This window comes from Acinetobacter sp. ANC 5414, from assembly GCF_013004295.1.
In the GTDB taxonomy this organism is placed as follows: domain Bacteria; phylum Pseudomonadota; class Gammaproteobacteria; order Pseudomonadales; family Moraxellaceae; genus Acinetobacter.
The window spans coordinates 1-12,698 of the sequence record NZ_JABERM010000008.1; the positions used below are offsets into that span (position 1 = coordinate 1).

At 40.6% G+C, this 12,698-nt stretch carries 10 protein-coding genes and 2 pseudogenes; 9 read left to right on the plus strand and 3 right to left on the minus strand.

Annotation, left to right across the window (positions count from 1 at the left end; genetic code table 11):
* The first annotated feature begins 29 nt into the window (after positions 1-29).
* From HLH18_RS04650 to HLH18_RS04680, 7 genes and pseudogenes are all read left to right on the plus strand, one after another.
* Positions 30-1,997 (plus strand): hypothetical protein, encoded by a 1,968-nt coding sequence (locus HLH18_RS04650; protein ID WP_171545941.1) that lies wholly within the window; start codon positions 30-32, stop codon positions 1,995-1,997.
* 9 nt (positions 1,998-2,006) lie between these two features.
* Positions 2,007-2,974, plus strand: a pseudogene (locus HLH18_RS04655) (hypothetical protein).
* Positions 2,975-3,027: 53 nt separating this feature from the next.
* Entirely contained in the window at positions 3,028-3,333 is a 306-nt protein-coding gene (locus HLH18_RS04660; RefSeq protein ID WP_250852373.1) for a hypothetical protein, read from the plus strand.
* A pseudogene (locus HLH18_RS04665) lies at positions 3,311-4,502 on the plus strand (hypothetical protein); the annotation flags it as partial. The gene HLH18_RS04660 and the pseudogene HLH18_RS04665, both read left to right, overlap by 23 nt.
* Complete coding sequence (locus HLH18_RS04670; protein ID WP_171545942.1) at positions 4,495-4,728, plus strand: hypothetical protein; 234 nt, start codon at positions 4,495-4,497, stop codon at positions 4,726-4,728. The pseudogene HLH18_RS04665 and the gene HLH18_RS04670, both read left to right, overlap by 8 nt.
* Positions 4,729-4,787: 59 nt before the next feature.
* Positions 4,788-5,069: a phage holin family protein gene (locus HLH18_RS04675; protein ID WP_171545943.1), complete on the plus strand. Its 282-nt coding sequence runs from the start codon at positions 4,788-4,790 to the stop codon at positions 5,067-5,069.
* The gene (locus HLH18_RS04680; protein WP_171545944.1) at positions 5,066-5,833 is read left to right on the plus strand and encodes an N-acetylmuramoyl-L-alanine amidase; all 768 of its coding nucleotides are present in this window, start codon (positions 5,066-5,068) and stop codon (positions 5,831-5,833) included. Before HLH18_RS04675 ends, HLH18_RS04680 begins: the two co-directional genes overlap by 4 nt.
* Positions 5,834-5,873: 40 nt before the next feature.
* On the opposite strand, the gene HLH18_RS04685 is transcribed toward HLH18_RS04680, so the two are convergent.
* A complete protein-coding gene (locus tag HLH18_RS04685; protein ID WP_171545945.1) occupies positions 5,874-7,079 on the minus strand; it encodes an alpha/beta fold hydrolase in 1,206 nt (401 codons plus the stop codon).
* Positions 7,080-7,591: 512 nt separating this feature from the next.
* Between HLH18_RS04685 and HLH18_RS04690 the strand changes: the two genes are divergently transcribed.
* Positions 7,592-8,749, plus strand: coding sequence for an MFS transporter (locus HLH18_RS04690; RefSeq protein ID WP_171545946.1), 1,158 nt, complete (start codon positions 7,592-7,594; stop codon positions 8,747-8,749).
* A 30-nt stretch (positions 8,750-8,779) separates the two neighbouring features.
* On the opposite strand, the gene HLH18_RS04695 is transcribed toward HLH18_RS04690, so the two are convergent.
* Complete coding sequence (locus HLH18_RS04695) at positions 8,780-10,270, minus strand: amidase (RefSeq protein WP_171545947.1); 1,491 nt, start codon at positions 10,268-10,270, stop codon at positions 8,780-8,782.
* 492 nt (positions 10,271-10,762) lie between these two features.
* Here HLH18_RS04695 and HLH18_RS04700 point away from each other — a divergent pair, with 492 nt between their 5' ends.
* Entirely contained in the window at positions 10,763-11,245 is a 483-nt protein-coding gene (locus HLH18_RS04700) for a hypothetical protein (protein WP_171545948.1), read from the plus strand.
* A 79-nt stretch (positions 11,246-11,324) separates the two neighbouring features.
* Here the strand turns inward: HLH18_RS04700 and accC are convergent, their stop codons facing one another.
* Positions 11,325-12,692: an acetyl-CoA carboxylase biotin carboxylase subunit gene (gene accC / locus HLH18_RS04705; protein WP_171529934.1), complete on the minus strand. Its 1,368-nt coding sequence runs from the start codon at positions 12,690-12,692 to the stop codon at positions 11,325-11,327.
* Positions 12,693-12,698: the final 6 nt, after the last annotated feature.

Sequence of the window (12,698 nt, forward strand, 5' to 3'; positions counted from 1 at the left end):
CGTGACCTTACGCTTTACGGAGTTAAACGATGGCGATTGAAACCAAAGATTTAGTAATTTACAAGTCTGAACGCTTGACTGACAACTCGGATGGCGGTGGTAAATACTCTGGCGTTGTAGTTCAAGATGGTATCAGTAATAACCTGTTTAATGATGTATCTGAAATGGATCGAACCATGGGTGATGTATCCATGCGTAAACTTTTCCCGGCGGTGATAACTGAAGACACTGATCTATTAATGGGTGCAACGGTCTTTATCTCTGAACTTCCCAAAGACCCAAACGTCTCAGCATTGCTATTCAGCACCAAGAACTGGACCGATGAACGTCAGTCTGCACAAAATCGGGTGGAAAACTACCTAGCCAAAGGCGGTCAGATTGCTGGCACCCCGCTGGATACACACTGGAAAGGCATGAAGTCATTACAGGTAGCTATGTTTCCTCAAGAAACAGAGTCTTCGGTGGGCGACACCATTGTTCTGATTAGTGATGAAGGCAAAGCTACAGAGCGTGAGCAATATGTGCGGATCACCAAGGTTGAACCACGTACTGCGATTATAGTGGTGGATAATAAGAATATTGACTATAAGATTGCGACCTACTCCCTGAGCGATCCGATTGAAGTTGATTTTGTTGGTTTGTCAGCACGTCAGTGGTACAACGGTGAAAAATCAAAAACCATTATCCGCGATACCATCGTTGCTGATACTGGGCTGTATTACTCATCTACTGCATTAGCATCTGATGCGAATCTTGGTGAATTTACTGTTAATGCCAAAAGCATCTTTGCGCAGCTGATTCCATCTGCTCAGACTGAAACCCCGATCATTGATGTGAATGCTGCTGGTGAAAGTGTGGTGTTGGTAGCAGGCAGCGAAGGAGTCATTACAGTCAATTATCCAAATATAACTATTGGGGTTAGTCAGAATCTTTATATTGGCTCAGCGGTTATTCCATCAAGCGTGTCTTTTACCTTGCAAGGTCAGGCAATCACCGATCATGGTGGCTTATTAAAGAACACCCAAAGCACACAAGTCGGAATGATTGATTATCAGCGTGGCTTGATTCAGTGGACATCATCTGCATCAACTGGAACAGTGAATCTTGATATCACATTTAAACCAGCTTCCGCACCGAATCAGTATTATCAAAGCCATGCCATTCCAGTGACTCAGAATAACCAAAGCACCAACTGGACAGGGATTTTAATTCCTATTCCAGCACCTGGTGCTTTGTCGATCTCATACATGAGTCAGGGCAAGTTTTATACCTTGCAGGATGATGGATCAGGACAGCTCAAGGCTGCCAGTCCTTCCTTTGGCTCGGGCATGATTAACTATGAAACTGGTTCATGGCTCTTAACCACTGGTGCTTTACCTGACGTGGATACTCCAATCCTATTGAATTGGGGTACACCGATTGTCACTTTTATAAGATCAAACTTGAGCGTAAATAAAGCTTCATTTGATTTTGATTTAGGTCGTGCAGGTGTTTTACCAGGTATCACTATTAACTGGACTCTTGAAGGGGTAGTTAAAACAGCGACTTCAAATGCTCAAGGTAAGTTTACCGGTGATGCGACAGGTGGAATTAACTATGCAACCGGTATCGGTAAGATTATTCCAGATAAATTGCCGCAAAAAGGCACAGTCTTCTCAGTAGTCTACAACTACGGCACATCGATTGAACAAACCAAAACCGATGTTGCACCAGATGCTAACCAAAAACTAGTGTTTACGATTGGTACGGGATCAGCCATTCAGTCTAATAGTGTTGAGTTGAGTATTCCGGTTAAAAGTAGCGATGGATCAAATTCAGGAACTGCAACACTAATAGATGTACCAGTGAATTCTACAGTTGGCAATCTGGTAAATAGTCGCGGTCAAGTACAGGGCAGCATTATTTATGCTACTGGCGCAATTGAAGTGACACCACAATCCACTACAAACAAGTTTGTGTTTGCTTACACACCAATGACTGTTTATGCGTCAGCATAGCGAGGAATTATGTCTTTTTACTCTCCGCAAGCATCCAGTATTCAAGGTGAACAGGTTGAACTCAAAGCCTTTAATGCTGTCGATGTGAAAGTTAAATATCGTGATACATCAGGATCTAACTCGGCAACACATACAATTACCGCAAATAAGCTCAAGCTGGATTTATCTTCTGGATTTGATGAACAGATTTTGATAGGTTCAGCACGATTCAAGGTTGGTACTGACACATTTTTGGATCGCGCCGGTTTGCTTTATCGCAATGTGGATCCCGCCAATAACAGCGGGATTCAGTCTGGTGTGATTCAGTACGGAACAGGTATTGTTGAAATTGACTCATGGACACCGAATACAGATAACACGATTAGCCTGGAATCCTTAACCACAACAACCGATCTCCCGCCAGTCAATAAAATCAGCTTTAGAACACCGATCATGCCGATCCGTCCACAGTCTTTAACTGTGGTAGTGGGGACCATTGCACACGGGCAACTGACACTGACCGCCGATGAAAATGGGGGGATTGAAACCAGTCAGGCGCATGGTCAGGTCAATTGGGACAATGGTTTTGTTACGATTTTATTTTACACCAAAACCAAAATCACCGAAGCTAACCGAGCAGAGATTGAAGCGAATAACTGGTATGACCCGTTGCTGGAATATCAGGAAGGAGCGGACACATATATCAATGTCCCAGTTTGGGTGGATTCCTCATCTGTTCGTTATAACGCTGTAGCTTATACCTATATTCCACTGGATTCAGAGATTCTTGGCTTAATCCAGTGACCGGTGTTCCTTACTTCCTTATTAAAAAAGAAGGCTGGGGGATAGGTTGGGCAAATGGCAATGTCTTGCGCTTCAATACGATTGCTGCAAACTTCCCGGTATGGGTGATTCGAACCGTAAAGCAATCCGAACCAGCTGCTATCTCTGATCAATTCCAAATCATGCTACGTGGCGATATTGACCGCGTTGTCTAAAATCTGAATCAAATATGACCGCTTTATGCGGTCTTTTTTATGAGTAAATAAAAATGGCGATGAAGCAGACGCAAACTAAATTATTTGATTTTTCGGACATTGGTTTGGATTTCTGTGCTGGATCAAAAGCATTGTTTCCAGATCGTTTTAAAAAGATGCTTGCGTTAGGCTATAACGTGCAAACAGTATCGAGTGTGATGGTCTCAGGCAATCAGGTTACCTTCACTTATGGTGGTGCACATGGTTATCTAGCAGATCGTGTTTTAAAAGTTGATTCAGGTGCACTTCCATCTGTGAATAACGGGGAATTCTGGATTGATTCAGTCACAACCAATTCAGTCACATTTACCTTGGGATAAAGCCAAAGCAATTCATTATCGCAAACACCCGATTTTGCCGTGGCCTAAGCCCGAAATCCCAAAATATAAAGGAAACACAGGCCTTAATTTCATCTGCCTTTGCAATGAAGTTGATTCACACAATGTTGTTTTAAATTTTGGTGCAGATGACTGTATTTCTGCACTACCGAATAGAAACTGGTGGTATATCGTGAATACATTAACAGCTGAGCGACTGGATACTGGTGAAAAAATCCAAGTCATCGATGGTATATACAGCACCAGCCGATCACAGTGGTGTTGGACCTACTCAATCACAGTCTCTCATACTGAAAAAGACAAGCTTCAGCCGATTGATGGGCAGCCAGTGATTCTGAAAGTCATGATCAATGGTTTTGAGCATCATATTCTGCTTGAAGATCCAGAGGAAACCCGTCGCTTTGCCAGTGTTTTATATACCTACCCTGGTCGAAGTGTGACTGCATTAAATTCTGACAAGTACGGACCAACACGCTCATTTATTCAGGATAATGAGCGTACCTCTGTTCAACTGGTGCAGGCTGAACTTGATCGAGCTCAGCCCAATACCGCTTTGGATTGGAAATTGATTGATGAGTTAGGCTGGATTGTGCAAACAGAAAGCCTGAGCTATGCAGAACTTGCGCCAATTGATGCCATTAAACAGGTAGTTGATGCGGGCGGTGGTTTTATCTATAGCCGGAAATCAGGTAATACATTGAGCATTTTACCCCGCTACCAAAAAGGCTATTGGGATTCTCTAACTGTTGATGATTATGACATCCTGCTACCTGAAAGCGTGGTGATGCAGCAGACCATCAAGCAGAACGATGAATATATTGCTGACTTCAATGCTATTACAGTAGTGAATAGCCGTAGCGGTGAGAGCCTAAAGGTGATGCAGCGTGGAACTTCTGGTGATGTTCCACTTGGAACAGTTACAGGGCCATTGTTTAACGTGGTGTCTGGTGCAAGTTACGGAAAAGCTGAACTTATTAAATCAAGTATTCAGGAGCTACATACTTTTGCAGATATTCCAGTGAGCCAAGAAATAGGAGAGATGCTACCGGGTAAAACTATCGCATTTAATGCTCGGTGGTGGGGTGAGTGGTAGTTTTTCACATAACAAGGTAAACGAAACCATTACTGTGGAGCGCATCAGCCGTGAGTAATCCTTTGTTTGAACTGCGAAAGCTACTCAATCCAACACATGCTGAATACATTGGCACTATCACCTCAGTCAATCATCCAGAATATCGGGTGCAGATCGACGGAGGGTCTGGTCCAGTACTTTGTACCTCAGGTACAACCTACAATTTAGGTGCACGGGTATTTGTTGCCAATCAGGTAATTTTACGACCAGCACCAACCGGACAGTATTCGCAAATAGAAGTTTAAATTTCAACAACACAATGCACCTTCAGGTGCTTTTTTATTGCCAAAATTTAGGGGGATTCATGCAAGAGCATGAAAAAAATTTACTGCTACTCATTGTGATTGGGGCATGTATCTGCTTTGCAAAGCTGCTTGTTTCAGATGAAAAGCTGACATGGCGCTTGATGATTGGGCGCACGATTTTAGGCGCTGCAACATCGACAATTTCAGGCGCAATTGTATTGCAGATACCAGACATTAACCCATTAGCCTTGATCGCAATTGCATCGGCTTTAGGGATTTTGGGAAGCACATTTATTGAAGCATGGCTTAGACGTCAATCAGGAAATTGGAGTATTAAATGAAACTAATCGATAACTGGAAAGAGGCTTGGAAACTCAAGTCGGTACAAGTAGGCGCAATTAGCGCCTTTTTTTATGCCTTAATTTTATTATCAGAACAGTTTGTTAATATCTGGAACCTAATCCCACAAGAGCTTAAAAATAAGATTCCTGAAAATATCGCGGAATGGATAGGTTGTTTTGTTGGTGTGGCCATGGTGCTTGCTCGACTTAAAAAGCAACCTGAATTACATGGCGTAAACCAGTTTGTCACAGTCACAGCTGGGCATAGCAATTCCGATCCCGGTGCGGTGAATGGTAAATTTAAAGAAGCTGATCTTGCTGCTCAGTTCCGTAATGCCGTGGCACATTATTTATCTGAAGCAGGAATTCAATATAAAACGGATGGGGTGGGCACACTTAACCAAGACTTAAGCACAGCCATTAAGCTCATCAAAGGCTCATCTGTAGCAGTTGAATTTCATATGAATGCCGCAGCATCAAAACATGCGAATGGCATTGAAACCATTGCTCTACCGAAAGATAAGAAATTGGCACAAGACTTATCCAAGGCGGTTGCTAATGTTTTTGGCAGTCGGTTGCGTGGCGATAATGGTTGGATTGATCAAAGTCAGTCAGCACGTGGAAAACTTGGATTTATCAGTAATGGCGGTTTGATTGTGGAACTTGGATTTATTTCAAATGAAGCCGAGTTGGCACAATTTAATGCGAAGTATTGGACTGCTGCAAAAGCTGTAGCAATGGTATTGATTAAGTATTCAAAGTGAATTGAAAAAGCCCTCAAGTGAGGGCTATACCATTCCATTGTTATTTTGCGCTACAGGTATTTAAAGATTTTCCTTGTTCAACTGAATTGATAAAACTTCCAATCAGGAATTCACTTTGTCTTAAAGAGTCACGATGATCTCCATTTTTGACTGGGTGAAACGCGATAGGTTTTCGCTTCGTGCACACTTGCTGATAGTAAGCATAAGTGCCACGGTAATCTACAAGCTGATCTTTCTCACCTTGTACAAGTAGAACTGGCACGGTAGGTGTCATATTTTCAATAGACTGCTTTTTTAAATAATTTGTTAAAGGTGCCAAATCTACATTTGGTTTAAAAACTGTTTTAGGCGCTGCCTTTAGATCAGATTGCAATTCTGACAAACAACGACTACGTGCAGAATTAAGAATATCCCCCATTTCTGGGCTAACTAAATTTTCTGGAGCAAGGTTAGGATCTGCAGCTTCGGCACCTAGAAGAACGATTGGAAAAAATGCCGCGACACTTGTATCAATTTGAGAGTGAGTTGCTACATATTCAGCAATTCCCTCATATTGGTAACCGCCGGGCGCAAGTGCTACCGCACCGTGTAAATTAAGTTCAGGTGCGTCTTTTTGTCCATATGCTGCGACAGCAAGAGAAGCAGCACCTCCTTGACTATGTCCCATGACAAACCAGTTATTACTTAGTTGATTGGGTTTTAAAAGATGTATTGCTCTTACAGCATCAACTACAGTATGCAATTGACTCTGAGCATTCATATATGGATGTCCGCCTGGTGTACCTAAACCCTGATAGTCTGGTGCGACTACTGCATATCCGCGAGCAAGCCAAGCATTTAAAGCTTTTGCTACTATTTGCTGATAAACGTGAACGGGTCCATTCACATAATCTCCTGATGGAGCACAGGTATCAGCAACGCCTGTTGTACCATGAGCCCATGCTAAAACTGGCCAGCCACCTTTTGGTGCTTTCCCTTTTGGTAATAAAATAAATCCGGAAGCTACAATTGGTTCTGTTTGTATTCCGCGACTACGGTAGGTAATTAAAAATCGTTGTGATGCATTTGAAAATAAATCTGTTTGTTGTGGTTGTATAGATAATAAAGTACCTGGCTTTGTACCCGCTACAGTAGGTATTTGAGCTGTACTGCGAGAGGAGATTGGTGGAGAGGCAATTACAGATGCAGAACTTAAGAAAATACAACTTAGTACTATCTTCAGCATATGATTTTTTATTTTAATCACGAGAATGTACTCCATTTTTTATAAATCTAATTTTAAATATATCAGTATTTTTACCATTAGATCTGATCATAATTTATTCTGAAAATTTCATAATATTTCTAATAGGCTATCGTCAAAAAACTTCCCACCTAAAGTAATTCTACGTTAGGTTCTGGCGTGACATGACCTTACATTGCTCATTGAGCACAAGAATTCTTATTGAGAAGATTTTGTTGTGTTAACGTGGTGAGTACCCCTGTAATGTCACAACCATAACAAGCTTTCCTTTAAAATGACTATCATGAATCATGACAATATTTTGTGCATTCGATTCTGTTTTTATAAATTTTTAAAATAAAATCAGTATGATTGGGGGCTACCTACTAGTAGTCTACAAAAAATGAAAAAATATTTATTTTAATTTTTGTAGACAGATTTGTAGACTATTGAAGTGCAATTAGTGGCAAAATTATGCAATGTGATGCAACTATTAAATGTTTTAAGTTATTGAAAATACAATGGAATGCAACTAAATGCTAAGCTTGCCAATCCAACATAAACTGTCAGGATTCTACTTTTTCTACTATTCAATAGTAGGAACTTTCATGCCTTTTTGGAACCTTTATCTTGAGGATCAGGGCTTTAATTATCAAGAAATCGGGCTTTTATCTTCCATTGCGATTGTGACACGATTTTTTGCACCGTTTATTTGGGGATGGATTGCCGATAAATCTGGCAAAAGAATGCTGTTGGTGCGTATTGCAACCTGGATGGAGGCTTGTATTTGGTTCATGATTTTCCTGATTCCAAATACTTTCCAATCTGTCGCCTTACTCATGCTTATTTTTAGTTTTTTTCAAAATGCAATTTTAGCGCAATTTGAAGGGGTAACTTTATTCTGGTTAGGTGAAAAACGAACTCAATTGTATGGCAAAGTGAGAAAGTGGGGTTCTATAGGCTTTATTGTGGCTGTGTTTGGCATCGGAGCTTTATTGGAAATTGTACCGATTTCAATGTTACCGGTCATGTTGCTGTGTATTGCATTTCTGGCTTTTATTTGGTCCTTTAGCATTAAAGAGCCGAATGCAGCACCGCACGCACAGCCGCAATTAGAACCACTGTTACCGATATTAAAACGACCTATCGTGGCTGCGTTTTTTGCAATTGAATTTGTGTTGTTATTTTCTCATGCACCATTTTATAGTTTTTATAGCAATTATTTGCATCAAATTGGTTTTAGTACCACTGAAATCGGCTTTTTATGGTCGGTTGGCGTGATTGCTGAAATTATCATGTTCGCTTTTGCCAATATTTTCTTAACTCGATTTTCTTGGCGTAGTCTGGTGAGCCTGTGCCTGGTGCTGACCGGAGCAAGATGGATTGTGGTTGGTCTATTACCCAATTTATTTATTGCGCAGTTTTTAGCACAAACCATTCATGCATTTAGTTTTGGCTTGTTTCATATGATTGCCATGCGCATTATTTTTCAGAATTTTTCAATGGGGCAACAAGGTCGTGGGCAAGCGATGTATAGCACCATGTGGGGTTTGGGTGTAGCTATAGGCAGTATCTTGGCAGGGAGATATTGGCAACTGATCTCTGGCGAGATGGTTTTTATGATTGCAGGGCTTTCAACTTTAATGGGCTTGCTGTTTGTTCGATGGCTACCGAAACAGATCCAACAAGCCTAAAAGTAAAAGCTCAAATATTGTGTGCTTATTTTACAGTTGAATTTCACTGTACCGATTAAACCAAGGCTGGGCTTGTTCAAGTTGATTTGCGAGTTGCAGTAATAAGTCTTCACGGGCAAAGGGAGCAATAAACTGTGAACCTAAAGGCAAATTGTCTTGATTCCAGTAGAGTGGAACAGACATTGCAGGAAGACCGGTAATATTGGCCAACTGTGTAAAAGGAACCCATTTTAGATTTTCTTTGACAATTTGATCTACCAATTTTCCTTGAGCCAGTAAATGGGCTTTACGAAGTTTTAATAGGCTTTTCAAAATCGGTTTTTGCCAGTTGGGAATTTTAATTTCCCCATTTTTAGGTGCGACAGTGGCGGTTGCAGGGGTTAAATATAAGTCATAGCGATCAAAAAAATGATTCATTTTCGTAGCATAGACACCCCAGTTATTCAGGTTGTGAATATACTCAATTGCCGTGGTTTGCCCACCGAAGGCAGCAAGTGCGAGTGAATCCAGTTCAAAATCACTATCTTTTGCCTGATGTTGTTGTTTAATCTGGTCCAGGATATAAGAAAACTGACTGAACCAGGTGGTAATAAAATCTTTGGCCAGCGCCATGCCATCAATTGGTGGTGTATCTTCCACCACAGTATGACCTAATGACTCCAATAATTTTGCTGTATGGTGAACTGCAGCAATCGCATCTTTAGAAACATGGGTGCCTATAGGTGAATGGGTACTAAAAGCGATTTTTAATTTTTTAGGCGGATGTTGCATGGCGTCTAAATAGCTACTTTGAGGATGTTCAATTTTAAATAAAGAACTATGTTCAGCGCCGTGGGTCGCATCCAGCATTGCTGCGCTATCGCGTACCGTTTTTGCGAGGATGTGTTGAATAGCGGCTCCATGCATGGCTTCACTCATTTGTGGTCCCCAAGGGGTACGTCCACGGCTTGGTTTTAAACCAAATAAGCCACAGTACGATGCTGGAATACGAATAGAACCACCGCCATCTCCAGCGCCGGCAATCGGAACAATCCCTGCTGCAACCGCAGATGCGGAACCGCCTGAAGAACCGCCACTATTGTGTTTTAAATTCCAGGGGTTGTGACAGGTTCCCCAGGCATCAGGCTCGGTAATTCCTTTAATGCCAAATTCTGGAGTATTTGTACGTCCAAAGGTAACAATGCCGGCATTTTCCCAACGATTCACAATTTCAGAATTATGTTCAGAAATATGATTGATGCGTTTTAAGCCTTTACAGCCATATGAAGTGGGGTAGCCGGCATATTCTTGAAATAAGTCCTTCACTAAAAAAGGCACACCCGCAAAAGGACCGGTTAATTCTTGCTGAGTACGTTTCTGTGCATAGTCATGCATTGGAATAATAATGGCATTTAATTTTGGATTGGTATGGGTTGCACGTTCTAATGCTAAATTCAGTAATTCGGAAGATGAAATTTCTTTGTTTACAACCAATTCGGCCAATCCTAGCCCGTCATATTGTAGATATTCAGAAAGATTCATTAAGGTCCTTGTTTTGTTTTTGATATGAACTTTAGTTGTTGTAATGGATTTTATATCAAGAAGCAATACTGACCCGATTTAGCCTGAAGCTTTTGATTGATAAAGTGTTTGATCAACTTTGATAATCAGAAAAGCGTTGGCTTGTTGCTGTATAGAAGGGTATGTAGATGAGCCAATCAGTGTTTACGAAGGGCAACATTTTATTGTTCTATAATATAGCCTAAGCGTTAAAAATTTAATTTTCTATCCAAAAAAATAAAATAGGAATATTTTGATCATGAATAAAAATATAGGATGTGGTTAGAGGTCATATGAAGTAGATCATTGTTATTCAGATTTATAATGAATAATTTAATATTTTCAAGTCACTATCTTATTGCTATTTTTCAGATAAAAATGAATGAATATATTGTTGTAATATGGTGATAAATACTGGTTTTTCATAAAAATATGCTAAGTTATAGAGAGAGAATTTTAGCCTTGAACTTCTGTATGAAAAACGCATATCTAACAATTTTACTTATATTATGCTCATCTGTAACGATGGCAAATGACAATAAAGCAGTTGTGGCAACAGAAGCTGACACAACTGAAACAGAAAGTTCAAATACTATTCGTGTCACAACTCGTCCCGAAATTGTGGGTTTATGGGGAATGCAAGTTGCCAATAATAAAAAATGTATTGAATATTATAATTTTAAAAGTAATAACAATGTCATTATAAAAAGTGGGCAAGAGTGGTCATCAGGCATTTATGACTATCAGCAATCCCAAGAGGAACGTACTTTGTTACCTGCACTGGTTTTACAGGTAAAGTATGACAATAATGAAAAAGATTGCTCGGGTCTTCAGGAAGATCAAACAGGCGAGATTTCCCAGTATTTTGTGCAGTGGAAAAATCCATCGACCATTAACTTTTGTAGTAATGAAAAAGCAGAACAATGTTTTGCGACATTACGCCGTGTTTTACCTTAATCGCTAAAAACCAAGTTATAAAATTCAGATATAAAAAAACCGCTCATTAAGAGCGGTTTTTTTATTTAAGAAGTCCGTATTAAGAAGCTTCTTTTTGCTGACCTTCTAATTTTTGCAGCAAATGCTTTTCAAGATAATGAATATCCATAGCTTGATCGCAGAAATTCTCATCTTCCAGAATTAAATCCCTATGTAAAGGAATATTGGTCTTAACTCCAGTTAAGATCATTTCTTCTAATGCTTGTTTCATACGCGCAATACAAGTTTTACGATCTTTACCATGGGCAATGAGTTTTGCAATCATTGAGTCATAGTAAGGTGGAATACTATAGCCTTGATAGATATGAGAATCTAAGCGAATACCCGCACCACCTGGAGCATAATAATGCTCAATTTTCCCAGGAGATGGCAGGAAGTTGCTTGGATCTTCCGCATTAATACGGCATTCCATCGCATGACCATGACATTCAACATCAGCTTGTTCAATGTTAAGACCAAGACCGCCCGCAATCAGCAGTTGCTGTTCAATAATGTCGATACCAGTCACCATTTCTGTCACTGGATGCTCAACCTGAACACGGGTATTCATTTCAATGAAGAAGAATTCATCATCTTCAAACAAGAACTCGAATGTACCGGCACCACGGTATTGCATAAGTTTACATGCATTGACACAGGCTTCTAAAATATCGGCACGCGCCTGTTCCGGTAAGCCTGGAGCAGGTGCTTCTTCTAATACTTTTTGATGGCGACGTTGTAAAGAACAGTCGCGATCATACAGGTGAATTGCATGACCATTACCATCTGCCAAAACCTGCACTTCAACATGGCGAGGTTTTTGCAGGAAACGTTCCATGTAAACGGTATCATCACCAAACCACATTTCAGCATCACGCTGTGCAGCCTGAACAGATTCAAGTAAGGTATCGACGCGTTCAACAATACGCATACCACGACCACCACCACCTGATGCCGCTTTAACAATCAGCGGAAAGCCAATTTCTTTTGCTTCAGCAAGGGCATTGTGAATGGTTACAGCATGGTCACAGCCTGGAACGGTTGGTACACCAGCTTTTTTCATTGCAATAATGGCAGAAACTTTGTTCCCCATTAAGCGAATATGTTCTGGACGTGGGCCAATGAAGATAAAACCTGAATTTTCGACAATTTCCGCAAATTCGGCATTTTCAGACAAGAAGCCATAACCCGGATGGATGGCATCTGCACCAGTGATTTCAGCAGCAGTAATAATGGCTGGAATATTCAAATAGCTTTCACTACTTGCACCCGGACCTATACACACTGCTTCATCCACAAAGCGAAGGTGCATGAGGTCTTTATCGGCATCGGAATAAATACCAACCGTTTTAATTCCTAAAGTTTTGCAAGCGCGGGTGATGCGTAAAGCAATTTCACCACGGTTTGCAATTAACACCTTTTGCAACATTATAAA

Bases quoted from the DNA above. Each gene is read 5' to 3' on its own strand.
- HLH18_RS04650 (WP_171545941.1), top strand. From the start codon at position 30: ATGGCGATTGAAACCAAAGATTTAGTAATTTACAAGTCTGAACGCTTG.
- HLH18_RS04660 (WP_250852373.1), top strand. From the start codon at position 3,028: ATGGCGATGAAGCAGACGCAAACTAAATTATTTGATTTTTCGGACATT.
- HLH18_RS04675 (WP_171545943.1), top strand. From the start codon at position 4,788: ATGCAAGAGCATGAAAAAAATTTACTGCTACTCATTGTGATTGGGGCA.
- HLH18_RS04680 (WP_171545944.1), top strand. From the start codon at position 5,066: ATGAAACTAATCGATAACTGGAAAGAGGCTTGGAAACTCAAGTCGGTA.
- HLH18_RS04690 (WP_171545946.1), top strand. From the start codon at position 7,592: ATGCTAAGCTTGCCAATCCAACATAAACTGTCAGGATTCTACTTTTTC.
- HLH18_RS04695 (WP_171545947.1), bottom strand. From the start codon at position 10,270: ATGAATCTTTCTGAATATCTACAATATGACGGGCTAGGATTGGCCGAA.
- HLH18_RS04700 (WP_171545948.1), top strand. From the start codon at position 10,763: ATGAAAAACGCATATCTAACAATTTTACTTATATTATGCTCATCTGTA.
- accC (WP_171529934.1), bottom strand. From the start codon at position 12,692: ATGTTGCAAAAGGTGTTAATTGCAAACCGTGGTGAAATTGCTTTACGC.